Annotated in this window: 15 protein-coding genes; 8 read left to right on the forward strand and 7 right to left on the reverse strand. The window is 69.3% G+C overall.

All coding sequences use genetic code 11. The features are described 5' to 3' along the window. Positions 1-71 precede the first annotated feature (71 nt). Positions 72-809, reverse strand: a complete 738-nt coding sequence (locus tag ACFQRE_RS01225; RefSeq protein ID WP_380117957.1) for an enoyl-CoA hydratase-related protein — start codon at positions 807-809, stop codon at positions 72-74. 24 nt (positions 810-833) lie between these two features. Then, positions 834-1,124 (reverse strand): hypothetical protein, encoded by a 291-nt coding sequence (locus tag ACFQRE_RS01230; protein ID WP_380117959.1) that lies wholly within the window; start codon positions 1,122-1,124, stop codon positions 834-836. Positions 1,125-1,164: 40 nt separating this feature from the next. Here ACFQRE_RS01230 and ACFQRE_RS01235 point away from each other — a divergent pair, with 40 nt between their 5' ends. From ACFQRE_RS01235 to ACFQRE_RS01245, 3 genes are read left to right on the forward strand one after another with little or no spacing between them, the layout of a single operon-like run. Beyond that, on the forward strand, positions 1,165-1,446 hold the full coding sequence (locus ACFQRE_RS01235) for a hypothetical protein (RefSeq protein WP_380117961.1): 282 nt from the start codon (positions 1,165-1,167) through the stop codon (positions 1,444-1,446). Next, complete coding sequence (locus ACFQRE_RS01240; RefSeq protein ID WP_380117963.1) at positions 1,422-2,066, forward strand: alpha/beta hydrolase; 645 nt, start codon at positions 1,422-1,424, stop codon at positions 2,064-2,066. The genes ACFQRE_RS01235 and ACFQRE_RS01240 overlap by 25 nt, the downstream gene beginning before the upstream one ends. Positions 2,067-2,086: 20 nt before the next feature. Further along, positions 2,087-2,551, forward strand: a complete 465-nt coding sequence (locus ACFQRE_RS01245; protein ID WP_380117965.1) for an MmcQ/YjbR family DNA-binding protein — start codon at positions 2,087-2,089, stop codon at positions 2,549-2,551. Here ACFQRE_RS01245 and ACFQRE_RS01250 read toward each other — a convergent pair whose 3' ends face one another. The 3 genes from ACFQRE_RS01250 to ACFQRE_RS01260 all read right to left on the reverse strand — a co-directional run bounded on the left by ACFQRE_RS01250 (position 2,552) and on the right by ACFQRE_RS01260 (position 4,931). Then, positions 2,552-3,490 carry an N-acetylglucosamine-6-phosphate deacetylase gene (locus ACFQRE_RS01250; RefSeq protein ID WP_380117967.1) on the reverse strand — a complete coding sequence of 313 codons (939 nt, stop codon included), beginning with the start codon at positions 3,488-3,490 and terminating at the stop codon, positions 2,552-2,554. A gap of 98 nt (positions 3,491-3,588) precedes the next feature. Next, positions 3,589-4,080, reverse strand: coding sequence for a glutathione peroxidase (locus ACFQRE_RS01255; protein WP_380117969.1), 492 nt, complete (start codon positions 4,078-4,080; stop codon positions 3,589-3,591). Between the two features lie 41 nt (positions 4,081-4,121). Then, complete coding sequence (locus ACFQRE_RS01260; protein ID WP_380117971.1) at positions 4,122-4,931, reverse strand: DeoR/GlpR family DNA-binding transcription regulator; 810 nt, start codon at positions 4,929-4,931, stop codon at positions 4,122-4,124. A 113-nt stretch (positions 4,932-5,044) separates the two neighbouring features. On the opposite strand from ACFQRE_RS01260, the gene ACFQRE_RS01265 reads away from it, so the two are divergent. Both ACFQRE_RS01265 and ACFQRE_RS01270 read left to right on the forward strand, forming a co-directional pair. Further along, a complete protein-coding gene (locus ACFQRE_RS01265) occupies positions 5,045-5,953 on the forward strand; it encodes an SIS domain-containing protein (RefSeq protein ID WP_380117973.1) in 909 nt (302 codons plus the stop codon). Then, positions 5,953-6,786: a class II fructose-bisphosphate aldolase gene (locus tag ACFQRE_RS01270; RefSeq protein ID WP_380117975.1), complete on the forward strand. Its 834-nt coding sequence runs from the start codon at positions 5,953-5,955 to the stop codon at positions 6,784-6,786. The genes ACFQRE_RS01265 and ACFQRE_RS01270 overlap by 1 nt, the downstream gene beginning before the upstream one ends. A 104-nt stretch (positions 6,787-6,890) precedes the next feature. Here the strand turns inward: ACFQRE_RS01270 and ACFQRE_RS01275 are convergent, their stop codons facing one another. After that, on the reverse strand, positions 6,891-7,820 hold the full coding sequence (locus ACFQRE_RS01275; RefSeq protein ID WP_380117977.1) for a 1-phosphofructokinase family hexose kinase: 930 nt from the start codon (positions 7,818-7,820) through the stop codon (positions 6,891-6,893). After that, complete coding sequence (locus ACFQRE_RS01280; RefSeq protein ID WP_380120378.1) at positions 7,817-8,719, reverse strand: ROK family protein; 903 nt, start codon at positions 8,717-8,719, stop codon at positions 7,817-7,819. Before ACFQRE_RS01280 ends, ACFQRE_RS01275 begins: the two co-directional genes overlap by 4 nt. A gap of 304 nt (positions 8,720-9,023) precedes the next feature. Here ACFQRE_RS01280 and ACFQRE_RS01285 point away from each other — a divergent pair, with 304 nt between their 5' ends. The 3 genes from ACFQRE_RS01285 (at position 9,024) to ACFQRE_RS01295 (ending at position 13,172) form a co-directional block, all read left to right on the forward strand. Next, a complete protein-coding gene (locus ACFQRE_RS01285) occupies positions 9,024-10,556 on the forward strand; it encodes a DEAD/DEAH box helicase (protein ID WP_380117980.1) in 1,533 nt (510 codons plus the stop codon). Between the two features lie 128 nt (positions 10,557-10,684). Beyond that, positions 10,685-12,154, forward strand: coding sequence for a glycosyltransferase family 39 protein (locus ACFQRE_RS01290; RefSeq protein ID WP_380117982.1), 1,470 nt, complete (start codon positions 10,685-10,687; stop codon positions 12,152-12,154). An 85-nt stretch (positions 12,155-12,239) separates the two neighbouring features. After that, positions 12,240-13,172 (forward strand): alpha/beta hydrolase, encoded by a 933-nt coding sequence (locus tag ACFQRE_RS01295; protein ID WP_380117984.1) that lies wholly within the window; start codon positions 12,240-12,242, stop codon positions 13,170-13,172. Positions 13,173-13,214 lie beyond the last annotated feature (42 nt).

Consider the following 13,214-nt stretch of genomic DNA (forward strand, 5'->3'; position numbering starts at 1 on the left):
AGAGAGCCATCCGACCATCGGCATGAGCGCGAACATCCGCTCATCGGCATGCGCGGGCGATGAGAGCTGGGTCAGCGCTTGAGGAACGCTTGCATTGCGGTCCGGGCTTCGTCGCTGTTGAAGAGTCGCTCGGAGAGTTGGGCCATCTCGCCGCCCTGGGCGTCGATGCGGGCGAGCAGGTCCTTGTTGAGCAGACGCTTCGTCTCGCGCAGACCCTGACTCGTGCCGCGCGCCAGGTCAGCGACAACGGAGTCGACCTCGGCCGACACGTCCTCGGGTGCCACGACGCGTGAGATGAACCCCGCCGCGGCCGCCTCGGCCGCCGTGATGCGGTGCCCCGAGAGGAACAACTCGGAGGCCGCCCGGGACGTGAGTCGAGGCAACAGGGTGAGCGAGATGACTGCGGGCGCCAGCCCGAGCCGAACTTCGGTCAGCTGCACCGTCACGTCGTCCGCAGCGATCACGATGTCGGCCGCGCCCACGATGCCGAGGCCGCCGGCAACGACCGGACCCGCGAGCTCGACAACGACTGGCGTGTCCGCCGCGACGATGCGCCGAAGCATCGCGACGAGGGCAGCAGTGGCCCCGGTCTGGCCCTTCGACGCCTCGGAGAGGTCGGCACCGGCGCAGAACACCCGGTGCGCCGACCGCAGCCGGATGACCAGCACGTCAGGATCAGCATCTGCCGTCTCGAGGTGGGCCGTGAGCTCGGTGACGAGCTGCCGGCTCAGAGCATTGCGGTTGTGCGGGCTGTCGAGGGTGATCGTCGCGACGGCGTCCTCGACGGACAGGTGAACGAGCTCGGTCATCGTCATCTCTTCTCGTGGGACGTCTCAGTAGGACTTCGGCAGGCCGAGGCTGAACTGCGCGATGAAGTTCAGCACCATCTCTCGACTGACCGGGGCGATCCGCGACAGGCGCGACCCCGCAATCATGTCGACGAGTCCGTACTCTGCCGCAAGCCCGTTGCCTCCGTGCGTCTGGACCGCCCGGTCGACGAGCAGCGGGCATCCCGCCGCCGCGAGCTCCTCGCAGACGGCCGCCAGGTCGCCGATGTCGCCGCCTCCGCCGCCGAACCAATCGGCAAACCCTCCTCCTGGCCTACCGGCCGAGTTCACCATCACCCACTGCCCGTGGGAGGAGACCCCCGGAGCCACACTTCAAGTGCGTCGCACGGGGACCAGCGCTGACGACTTCTATCCGGACCCCATCGATTCGCCGGGCAGCTGGCTCGGCATGGCGGGCCTCTTCGGACTTGGCGCTGCGCTGGTGATGATGGTTGTGGGCCTGGTCAACGGAGTGTGGGAGGTGCGGACCGAACGCAAGGCTGAAGCACGTCGCCTCGAGCGCGAGACATCGGCCGACTGTCCTGAACCACCCACTGACCCATCCAGTGAGCGTCCCGACTCCGAAGAAGACCCGTGGCCACTGCACAACCCTCGCTGACCCGTCTCGACGCCCCAGAACTCGTCGCCCCAACACAACCGAGCGCGACGATTCTCATGCTCCACGGCGGCAAGCCGAACTCGCACGCCCTCGTCGACGGCCGCAGCGCCTCGTGGCAGCGAACCGCCTGGATGGCGCGCTCCCTCACCGACCGCGCGCATGCCGCGGGCACCAACATCTGGCTGCTGCGCTACAGCGGACGCGGCTGGAACGGCGACGGCGCAGGTCGCATCGCCGACACCCGCTGGGCCCTTGACGAAGTGCGCGAAACCCACGGCGACCAGCCGGTCATCCTGCTCGGCCACTCGATGGGCGCGCGGGTCGCTGTCCACGTCGCCGACGACCCGTCCGTGGTCGGCGTCGTCGCGCTGGCCCCCTGGTGGTCAGCTACCGACCCAGTTCACTCGCTCGCCGGCCGAACCCTCATCGCTGCCCACGGACGGCGCGATCGGCTGACGTCCTTCGCCGAGACCCAACGGTTCGTGAGGCGCGCACGAACAGTCGCCGCCAGTGCCGAGTTCATCGACATGGGCCCGCTGGGTCACTACATGCTCAAGGGTGCCGACGCCTGGAACGACGTCGCCCTCAAGTCGGTCCTGCGCCTCGCCGCGCCCAGCTGAGTCCCTGCGATAGTGGAGGAATGGTCAGGAACTCCAGCCCTGCCACCACCTCCAACCCAGGCAAGGCAGGCAAGGCAGCAGCCAGCGCGGACGACGTGCACGAGGCCGCCCTCGCGCTGCCGCACGTGACCGTGGAGTCTGCCAAGGCCAACCCCGTCTACCAGGTGGGCGTCAAGTCGTTCGTGTTCTTCCGCAACCCGCGCAAGGACGCGTTCGACCCGCGGACGGGCGAGCGCTACGACGACGTCATCGTCATCTGGGTCGGCGGGGAGAGCGACAAGCAGGCGCTGGTTCAGGCCCCCGATCTGCCCTTCTTCACCACGCCACACTTCAACGGACACCCCTCGGTGCTCGTGCGCGCCAGCCGCCTGCACGAGGTGACGCGCGACGAGATCATCGAACTCGTCGAGGAGGCGTGGCTCGCCCAGGCGTCCCGGCGCCGGGCCGACGCCTGGCTCGCCGAACGCGGCCTCACCACCGACTGATCAGGAGGCGAGGATCGAGGCAGGCGTCGTCGTTGCTGCGGCGACGACATCGGCTTCTGGCAGGCCAGCGACGTCGATCGCCCAGCGCACGCAGTCGGCCAGGGTCGAGGTCGACCCGGCAATCGAACCGCGCCCCGAACCACCGTCGGCCAGCCGCGCCACGCCGTTGGCCACCTCGACCTCGAGCGTCCCGATCGCATAGGCGCCATCACCCAGTCCGGTCGCCGCCATCGCGTCCGACACGAGCGCAATCTGTTGCGGACCAACGGTTTCGAAGACCATGCGCACCACGTCAGTCGACAGGTGCACCCCGTCGGCGATGAGCTCGACCACGCACTCGCCGCGTCCTGCAGACGCGAGCGCCGCCGCAACGGGACCACCGGCACGGTGGTGGAAGGGCGGCATACCGTTGAAGAGATGCGTCACGAGCGGCGCGCGACCGCATGCGTCGGCAACCGATGCCAGGGTCCGGGACACCACGTCCGCTGACGCGTCCGTGTGTCCGACAGCGGGGAGTATGCCGTGTCGCGCAAGTGCCGCGACCAGCTCACCCGAGCCTGCCCGCTCGGGTGCAAAGGTCCACTGCACCAACGCATCTGGCGCGCCAGCCTCCGCGCAGGTCGCGACGAGTGACTCGACAAGGGCAAGGTCAGGGTCGGTGAGGACCGAGGGGTCGTGGGCGCCGCGACGTTCCTCCGACAGGAACGGGCCTTCGAGGTGGATGCCGGCCAGCTGGCCCGATGCGACGAGGGGAGCCAGCGTCGCGACCTGACCGATGAGGGTGTCCGCGCGACCCGAGACGAGGGAGGCAACCAAGGTGCCCACGCCGGCCGCGCGGTGATGGGCCGCCGCTGCCGCGGATCCGGCTGTGTCACGCCCGAACTCGTGCCCGAGGGCGCCGTGGCAGTGGAGGTCGACGAGACCGGTGGCGTTGCTCATGTCCCCCACCCTAGGACTCCCTGCCTGCTTCGACTTTGTGCCCCGCACGGACAACGATCGGTGTCCGTGCGGGGCACGAAGTCGAGTCAGGGTTGGGTTCAGCTGGTGGCGAGGGCCTTCTCGATGTCGTCGCTGAGGGACTCGGGCTTGGTGGTCGAGCCGTAGCGCTTGACGACGTTGCCGTCGCGCCCGACGAGGAACTTGGTGAAGTTCCACTTGATCTTGCTGCCGAGGAGGCCACCCTTCTCCTTGCGCAGCCACTCGAAGAGCGGGTGCGCGTCGTCGCCGTTGACATCGATCTTGTCGAACATCGGGAAGCTCACGCCGTAGTTGCGCTGGCAGAAGGCGCCGATCTCCTCAGCCTCACCCGGCTCCTGGCCACCGAACTGGTTGCACGGGAAGCCGAGGACGACGAGCCCCTCGTCCTGGTGGGACTGCCACAGCTTCTCGAGGCCCTCGAACTGAGGTGTGAAGCCACACTCTGAGGCGGTGTTGACGACAAGGACGACCTTGCCGGCATACGCACTGAGGTCCTGCGGCTGGCCCTCAAGGGTCGTGGCGGAGAAGTCGGACAGTGTCTGTTCGGTCATGCTCCGACCCTAACCCCGCCCTCCACGACCGACGTCGGAGCTCAGACGCAGTGGACAGTCGTGCCGATCTCCCGCAGCTCCGCGACCCGCGGGTCCTTGTCGTCGGCCGTCGTCACGATGTGCGTGATCTGAGCGACGTCACAGATCTCGGTGAAGGCGCGCTCCCCGAGCTTGGACCCCGCGGCGACGACGATGACGTCGCGGGCGCGCTCGACCATGAGCCGGGACACGGCGGCCTCGTCCTCATGGTGGCAGGTCGCTCCCTCGCGGGCCGACAGACCGTTGACGCCGAGGACGGCGACGTCGATCCACAGCTGGCTCAGCCCGGCCGTGGCCAGGGGTCCGGTCACCTCGTAGGACTCGGGCCGGGGAATCCCACCGAGGCAGACGCAGCGCACGTTGGGTCGCAGGACGGCCTCGACCGCGATGTTGAGCGCACTCGTGACCAGAGTGAGGCCGCGCGAACTGAGGTCCTCGCGCGCCGTGAGGCTGCGGGCGACCGTCGTCGTGGTCGTTCCGCCGTTCATCGCGACGACAGCACCGGGCTCGACGAGCGCCACTGCGGCAGCGGCGATGCGGTCGAGGTCGGAGTCGTGCTGGCTCGAGCGGTAGCGATAGGGCAACTCATAGGCGACCGACGTGGCGACGACACCACCGTGGTTGCGCGTGACGAGCTGACGTCGGGAGAGCTCGGCGAAGTCCCGGCGGATCGTCGCCTCGGACACGTCCAGATGGGCGGCGGCGTCGGTGACACTGAGCCGCCCCTTGGTGGCCAGGAGGTCGAGAATGGCCGACAGACGTGAGGCTCGTTGGCGAGGGACTTCGCTGGCCAAGGAGGTGCGCGAGGACATGGCGTGACTCTAGCGCGCACTTCACGCAGTATCGAGGGGTTGTGGTGCATGACTCTGCCCACTTAGGCTACGAGTCAAGCAGTTTCGCGCAACCTATGACGTGAGGAAGATCCATGACGTTTCTCGAGCAGGAGATCGCCACCCAACCCGACAACTGGGCCGCGGTGGTCGAGCGACTGCCCGAGGTCGCCGACGTCCTGCCCAGGCCCGGCGAGCGCGTCGCGACCATCGGTTGCGGCACGTCGTGGTTCATGGGGCAGGCGTATGCCGTGCTGCGCGAGTCCCTGGGTCAGGGCGTCACGGACGCCTACGCCGCGAGCGAGCACCACCTGGCGCGCGGCTACGACCGGGTCGTCGTGATCACCCGTTCGGGCACGACCACCGAGGTCATCGAGGTCGTCGAACAGCTCAAGGCTGCCGGGACCCCGCACGTCGCGCTCGTCGCCACCGCTGGCACCGCCGTCGCCGAGGCGGCTGAGTCGCTCATCCTCCTCCCCGAGGTCGACGAGCAGTCCGTCGTCCAGACTCGCTTCGCCACCACCGTTCTCGCCCTCCTGCGTGCCTCCCTCGGCGAGTCGCTCGACAAGGCGATCGCCGACGCACGCGAGGTTCTCGCGGAACCGGACGACACGGCATACGCCGGGTTCTTCGATGCGGAGCAGGTGAGCTTCCTCGGGCGCGGCTGGACCAACGGTCTCGCCAACGAGGCAGGCCTCAAGCTGCGCGAGTCGGTGCAGTTCTGGGCCGAGTCCTACGCCGCGATGGAGTACCGCCACGGCCCGATCAGCATCGCCGCCCCCGGACGCGCGACCTGGGCGATCGGTGACGTGCCCGAGGGTCTCGCCGAGCAGGTCCGGGCCACCGGTGCGCACTTCGAGCACCGCGACATCGACCCCATGGCCGAACTCGTACGCCTGCACCGCTACTGCCTCGCTCGCGCCCTCGCCGCCGGCATCAACCCGGACGAGCCGCGCAACCTCACCCGCTCGATCATTCTCGAAGACGCCTCCGTCGCCGGCTGATGACACTCTCACCGCTCGCGCCGCTGCTGGCGCAGGCACGTGCGGCCGGTCGCGCCCTCGCCGCCTTCAACGTCATCCAGATCGAACATGCCGAGGCGTATGCCGTTGCAGCAGAACGCTCTTCGCTGCCGGTTGTCATGCAGATCAGTGAGAACTGCGTGCGCTACCACGGGTCGTTGCGGCCGATTGCTGCTGCGACCCTGGCGATCGCCGAGGCCTGTTCGCAGCCTGTCGTCGTCCACCTCGACCACGCCGAGGACGTCTCGCTCGTCGACGAAGCCGTCCGTCTGGGGCTGACCTCAGTGATGTTCGACGGGTCCAAGCTGACCGACGACGTCAATCGTGAGACGACCCGTCGCGTCGTCGAGCAGTGTCACGCTGCGGGCATCAGCGTCGAGGCCGAGCTCGGTGAGGTCGGCGGCAAGGACGGCGTGCACGCCCCCGGTGTGCGCACTGACCCGAGCGACGCCGCGCGGTTCGTGGCCGACACCGGTGTGGACGCGCTCGCCGTCGCTGTGGGCAGTTCGCACGCCATGACCGAACGCAGCGCCGTCCTGGACAACGACCTCATCGCGGCGATCGCGGCGCAGGTGCACGTGCCGTTGGTGCTGCACGGTTCGAGCGGCGTGCCCGATGAAGGGCTCGTGTCCGCGGTGGCCGCGGGCATGACCAAGGTCAACATCGCGACCCATCTCAACCAGGTGTGGACGTGGGCGATGGTCCGGCGGCTCGAGCAGTCACCGACCGTCGACACCCGCAAGTACCTCGGGGCCGCTCGCGACGCCGTGGCCGACGAGTCCGAACGCCTCCTCCGCCTCCTCGCCAGCTCGTAACCCAACCACCCCTCTGGTCCGATCGTGAATGTTCCGGTGCGCGCGTTTGCGACGAAGGAGCAACTGAGCGTGCACCGGAACATTCACGATCGGGTGATGGACGCCTAGGAGTGTTCGAGGATGTCCACGTCGTCGAGGAGGCTCTCGACGTCGGCGCGGTCGATGACGCCGGCCACCGTCTGACGCACCGCCGCTGCCGACCACGCGACGCCAACCCGCAGCACCTCGGGCCAGTCGACCTCGTTGCGTGGCGTGCCATCCAGACCCGCAGAGATCGCCGCGGTGAGGGCGTCGCCGGCCCCGGTCGCGTTGCCCGCGCCGGGAGTGCGGGGTCGGGCCTCGATGACCCGGCCGGTCGACGTCACGAGGATGAGCCCCTCGGCGCCACGCGAGACGAGTGAGGCCCAAGCGCCGGCGTCGACGAGGGCGTGAGCTGCCAGCAGGGGGTCGGTGATGCCAGTCATGGACGCAGCCTCGGACTCGTTGGGCTTCACCAGCGCCGGTGTCGCATCAAGGACCTGGTTCACCCAGCGCCCGCGACCGTCGACGACGAGCTCGGCTCCGGCGTCGGCCGCCGCAGTGCACAACGAGACGATCGCGTCATCGGGGGTCGACGGGGGCAGGCTGCCCGAAACCGTGAAGACGTCACCGGTTCGGCAGCTGCTGCGCACCATCTCGGCCAACTCCTCCCAGACCTCGGCAGGCTGTGGGGAGCCCTGCTCGTTGAGGACCGTCGCGAGACCGTCGGAGCTGTAGATCGAGATGGAGCGGCGGGTGATGACGGACGACTCGACGACGCGAAGGCGCACTCCGCGCTGGGCGGCGTCCTCCTCGAAGAAGCCGCGGTGGCGTTCGCCGACGGGCGCGATGGCGACGTGCTCGACGCTCATGCAGGCCAGGACACCGGCGACGTTGAGGCCCTTGCCACCCGCGTGCGTGCCGGTGATCGACACGCGGTGGCTCTCGCCGACGTGAAGTCTCGGCACGGCATACGTGATGTCGATGGCCGGGTTGGGGGTCAGAGTGAAGATCACGCGGTGGCCTCCATGGCGAGAAGTGTTGCTCCGAGGGCGCCGGCTCGATCCCCGAGCGCAGCTTGAGTGACAGTGATGCGTTCATGGCCGATGGCGTGGACGAGCCTGTCGCGCAACGGATCCAGCAACGTGGCACCGGAGAGGGCCAAACCGCCACCGATGAGGACGAGGCGGGTGCCGGCCGCCGCACACACGGGCCCGATGACGCGGATGAGGGCGTCGATCGCGCTGTGCCAGATGCGAATGGCTTCGGGATCCCCGTCATCGACCGCACGACTGAGGGTCTCGGCGTCACCCTCACGGCCGAGCTCACGCCAGGTCCGACCGAGCGCGGCGGCACTGGCGACGGCCTCGAGGCAGCCGCGACGTCCACACCCGCAGAGGGGGCCGTCGGGCTCGACGATGACGTGGCCGATCTCGCCCGTCCACTCCGAACCCGCGACCACACGTCCACCGGCCAGCAGAGCACTGGCAATACCGGTGCCGAGAGGGACGAAGAGCGCGTCGGGCACACCCTGGGCGGCACCGAGGTGGAACTCCGCGAGCAGCCCGGCGCGCACGTCGTGACCCGTGGCCACCGGCACGTCGAAGCGCGCCTGGAGCAGCTCGCGCAGTGGGAGGTCGCGCCAGCCGAGGTTGGCCGACCACGAGGCTGTGCCGGCCGTCTCATCAACGAGCCCGGGGACGACGGCGCCGACCGCGGCAAGGACGCCATCGACGCCGTCGGCGCGCGCCAGCTCGAGCAGGGTCGCGACCGTGTCGGTGATGACGTCGACGATGGCATCGCCCGGACGATCAGGCGTGGAAGCGGTGTGGGACAGCACAACTGAGCCGTCGGAGTCGGACAGCATCGATTTGACGCGAGTGCCCCCCACGTCCACACCAGCCACAAGCGTCATTGCCACGGCGCAATTCTAGGGTCCGCGCCACCATGCCCGTTGCGGCGTTCCGCCCGGTGGCGAGACGCCGGAGGAGCCGCCAGCAGCAGTGACGATGCAGATGATTGATCCTTCAGGCACTAGAGTGGTCTCAGCGGTCCGCCCGTTCTGCCTCGGACCCGCTTCTTCTTTCTCACTGTCGATGCCGATGCGCCGCGACCGAGAGACCTCGACGAGGACAACATTGAAGTTGTTCATGCGTCGTGACTCGGATTTTCGCGCCGGGCAGAACCGACTGCATCAGAACTCTCTGGAGTACTCCTTCGTGTCCACTGACACTCTCACCACCCCTGCCCAGAACTCGTCCGACGACACCGCCGGCTTCGGCCGTCTCGGCGTCCCGGAGTCCCTCGTTCGTGTCCTCGCCGACCGCGACATCCTGTCGCCCACGCCGATCCAGGCCGCGACCCTCCCCGACAGCCTCGCTGGTCGTGACGTCCTCGGACGTGGCCGCACCGGCTCCGGCAAGACCTACGCGTTCCTCCTCCCGATGCTGGCGCGTCTCTCCGCCGGCGGCACCCGCCGTCAGGCGAGGCGCCCCCGTGCGCTGATCCTCGCGCCGACCCGTGAGCTCGCCATCCAGATCGACGAGGCCCTCGCCCCGCTCGCCCAGCCGCTCGGCATCACGTCGAAGACGGTCTTCGGTGGCGTCGGCCAGGGCCCCCAGGTCAATGCGATCACCCGCGGCGTCGACGTCGTCGTCGCCTGCCCCGGTCGCCTCGAGGACCTGATGAACCAGGGTCACGTCATCCTCGACGCCGTGGAGATCACGATCCTCGACGAGGCCGACCACATGGCCGACCTCGGCTTCCTCCCCGTGGTCAAGCGCATCCTCGACAAGACGCCGCGCAACGGTCAGCGGATGCTCTTCTCCGCCACGCTCGACGCCGGTGTCAACACGCTCGTCAAGCGCTACCTCAGCTCGCCGGTCACCCACGAGGCCGACTCGGCCCAGTCGCCGGTGTCGACGATGAGCCACCACGTCCTCCACGTCACGGCCGACGGTCACCTGCAGGTCCTGCGCGACCTCACGGCCGCTCCCGGTCGCAAGGTCGTCTTCACCCGCACCAAGCACCGCGCCAAGAAGATCGCCCGCCAGCTCAACGCCGAGGGCATCCCTGCGGTCGAGCTCCACGGCAACCTGAGCCAGAACGCCCGCACCCGGACGATGGACGCGTTCCACGCCGGCACCGCGCACACGCTCGTCGCGACCGACATCGCCGCCCGTGGCATCCACGTCGACGACGTCAGCCTCGTCATCCACGCCGACCCGCCGGTCGAGCACAAGGCCTACCTGCACCGCTCCGGTCGTACGGCTCGTGCGGGCAACTCGGGCACCGTCGTCACGCTGATGACCGACGACCAGGTCCGCGACGTCCGCGACCTCACCCGCAAGGCCGGCATCAACCCGACCACGACCAAGGTCAACGCCACCCACCCGCTCCTCACCGAGCTGGCTCCGGGCGAGCGCACCTTCCCCGGCGCGTTCATCGTCCCCGGTGCCGCGACGCAGGGCTCCGGCCAGCGTGGTGGCGGTGGCGGTCAGCGCGGCGGTGGCCAGCGTTCCGGTGGTGCCCGTTCGGGCGCACCCCGCACCGGCGGCCAGCGCTCCGGCGCCCCCCGCTCCAGCGCTCCTCGCGGTGGCTCGTCCACCGGTGGCGGCCAGGGTGGCGGCGGTCAGCGTTCCTCCGGTGGGCAGCGCCCCGCCGGTGGCCAGCGCAGTGGCGGCCCGCGTCGCTCCGGCGGCTCCGGCGGCGCAGCGGCGTTCTCGTCGCAGTCGCGCGGCTTCCGCGGCTGACCCAAGCTCCAAGCACAAACGATCCGGTATGCCGTTCGCGCAGGTGCGCGGGCGGCATACCGGCGTGTCGTGTGCCTTTCGGGGGAATTGGGTGAGAAAGGCACGCCGGGACCTGCCAGCATGAGCTGGTGAGAGTCCCGCGGGGTTCGTTCATCTCTGCCGTCGTGCTCGGCCTGGTCCTTGTCGCCGTGGGCGGGCGCTACGGCTACCACCGCGACGAGCTCTACTTCATCGAGGCCGGGCACCACCTCGCGTGGGGCCAACCTGACCAACCGGTCCTCGTCCCACTCCTCGCCTCGGTGTGGCACTCCCTCGTGGGAGGGCACCTCTGGGCGTTCCGCCTCCTCCCCGCCGTCGCCGCGGCCCTGACGACCCTCGTCGCCTCGCTCACCTGCCGCGAGCTCGGCGGCGCGCGACGCCACCAAGTTGCTGCAGCGGTCCTCACGGCCGTGACGTCGATCGTCCCCGGCACCGGTCACCTCTTCTCGACCACGACCTTCGACCTCCTCGGCACGGCCACCACCATCTGGCTGCTCATCCGCGCTCTTCGCGACCGGCGCCTCACCTCCTGGCTTCTCGTGGGCCTCGCCGCAGGCATCACGTCCGAGGTCAAGGTCCTCATCGCCTCGGTCCTCGCGAGCTGCGCCGTTGGCATCCTGCTCACCGGCCAGCGCCGCGCCCTCCTCGCACCGGGCCCGTGGGTCGCCGCCGTCCTCACCGCCCTTCTGGCCGCTCCCTTCCTGCTCTGGCAGGCCTCGCACGGCTGGCCCATGCGTGAGGTGGCGGCCAGTGTCGCGGCTGGCGGATCGACGTCGTCGGCCGACCGGGCCACCGTCATCCCGCTGACGTTCCTCATGGTCGGACCGTTCCTCTCGATCGTGTTCGTCGTCGGTCTCGTCCACCTCTGGAGGCGGCCCGATCTTCGCTGGCTGACGATCGCGTATGCCGTGTTCCTGGTCTTCGTCGTCGTCTCCGGCGGCAAGGCCTACTACCCCGCAGGCTTCTTCCCCGCCGCCCTCGCCGCGGGAGCCATCCCGACGCTCGACTGGCTCGATGCCCGACATCGAACGCGCCTCGCGGCGGGTCTGCTCACGGTGCTGTCGATCCCGACGGCCCTGTTCTCGTTGCCCCTCGCGCCGCCGGGCTCGGCCGTCTTCGAGGTGGCAACGGCCGTGAACCCGGACGGGGCAGAGACGGTGGGCTGGCCGGCATACGTCGACACGATCCGCGAGGTGAGCAGAGCGCTCCCGGACCGTGACGTCGCCATCGTCCTGGCCCGCAACTACGGCGAGGCGGGGGCGATCAGCCTTGCGCGCCGCGAAAGCACGGCCGACCGCGAACTTTTGCCGCCGGCATACTCCGGGCACAACGGCTACGCCGAGTGGGGGACTCCGCCGCCCGAGGCGACCACCGCAGTCGTCATCGGGTTCTGGCCCGATGACGAACTGGCCGCGACCTTCTCGAACTGCACGGTGGAGCCGCACCTCGAGGCGCCGGACGACGTCGACAACGACGAGGACGGCGCGCCGGTGCAGGTGTGCCGCGGGCTGGCACGGCCCTGGAGCGAGTCGTGGCCAGCGTTGCGCCGTCTCGGCTGACGGCGGGCTCATCACATCGCCACCCGACCGGCGCAACCAGCCGGTAGCGTCGGCAGCCGAGCCCAACCCCTCTGAGGAGCCGTCAATGCAGTCGAGCACCCTTGCCATCAGCGCCTTTGATGGCACGTCCCTGCACACCTACCGCTGGTTGCCGGACGGTCCGCCCCGCGCCATCGTGCAGCTCGCGCACGGCATGGCCGAGCACGCGTCGCGCTACGAGCGGTTCGCGCAGGCCCTGACCGGTGCCGGATACGCCGTCTACGCGAACGACCACCGGGGCCACGGCGAGACCGCATCGGCGCAGGACCACGGCTACTTCGCCGACCACGACGGGTTCGGGACGGTCGTTGGAGACATGAGTTCGGTGAGCGAGTTCGCCCAGGCCGAGCACCCGGGCGTGCCGCTCGTGCTCTTCGGGCACAGCATGGGTTCGTTCCTCAGCCGTGCGTATGCCGCCCAGCACGGCGCACGTCTTGCGGCTCTCGTTCTCAGCGGCACGGGTGGCGATCCCGGCCCGCTGGCCGCTGTCGGCAAGCGGGTGGCCGGCCTCCAGGCGCGGCTTCGCGGCCGCCACCACCCGTCCGGGCTCATGGACAAGCTCACGTTTGGCCAGTTCAACTCGAAGTTCAAGCCGAACCGCACCGACTTCGACTGGCTGTCGCGCGACGACGCCGAGGTCGACAAGTACGTCGCGGACCCGTTGTGCGGCAACGTGTTCAGCGCCGCCTTCTACGCCGACCTGCTCGGAGGGCTGCAGCAGATCAACAGCTCCGGCGCCTTCGCTGCGGTCCCGCGCGACCTGCCGATCCTCGTCATGTCGGGCGAGCTCGACCCGGTCGGCGACAACGGCAAGGGTCCGCGCGAGGTCGCTGACAAGTACCGTAAGGCCGGAGTCACGGACGTCACGACGACGATCTATCCGCAGGGCCGTCACGAAGTGCTCAACGACTCCAACCGCGACGAGGTCACGGCTGACGTGCTCGCTTGGCTCGACCAGCACCTGCCAACGCGCGACTGAACTGAATTGAATGAACTGACCCGCCGAGCTCGTCGGCTCAGC

It is taken from the genome of Knoellia pratensis (assembly GCF_042666395.1).
In the GTDB taxonomy this organism is placed as follows: domain Bacteria; phylum Actinomycetota; class Actinomycetes; order Actinomycetales; family Dermatophilaceae; genus Knoellia; species Knoellia pratensis.

Bases quoted from the DNA above. Each gene is read 5' to 3' on its own strand.
- ACFQRE_RS01260 (WP_380117971.1), bottom strand. From the start codon at position 4,931: ATGTCCTCGCGCACCTCCTTGGCCAGCGAAGTCCCTCGCCAACGAGCC.
- ACFQRE_RS01280 (WP_380120378.1), bottom strand. From the start codon at position 8,719: ATGACGCTTGTGGCTGGTGTGGACGTGGGGGGCACTCGCGTCAAATCG.
- ACFQRE_RS01295 (WP_380117984.1), top strand. From the start codon at position 12,240: ATGCAGTCGAGCACCCTTGCCATCAGCGCCTTTGATGGCACGTCCCTG.
- ACFQRE_RS01270 (WP_380117975.1), top strand. From the start codon at position 5,953: ATGACACTCTCACCGCTCGCGCCGCTGCTGGCGCAGGCACGTGCGGCC.
- ACFQRE_RS01255 (WP_380117969.1), bottom strand. From the start codon at position 4,080: ATGACCGAACAGACACTGTCCGACTTCTCCGCCACGACCCTTGAGGGC.
- ACFQRE_RS01225 (WP_380117957.1), bottom strand. From the start codon at position 809: ATGACCGAGCTCGTTCACCTGTCCGTCGAGGACGCCGTCGCGACGATC.
- ACFQRE_RS01245 (WP_380117965.1), top strand. From the start codon at position 2,087: ATGGTCAGGAACTCCAGCCCTGCCACCACCTCCAACCCAGGCAAGGCA.
- ACFQRE_RS01250 (WP_380117967.1), bottom strand. From the start codon at position 3,490: ATGAGCAACGCCACCGGTCTCGTCGACCTCCACTGCCACGGCGCCCTC.
- ACFQRE_RS01265 (WP_380117973.1), top strand. From the start codon at position 5,045: ATGACGTTTCTCGAGCAGGAGATCGCCACCCAACCCGACAACTGGGCC.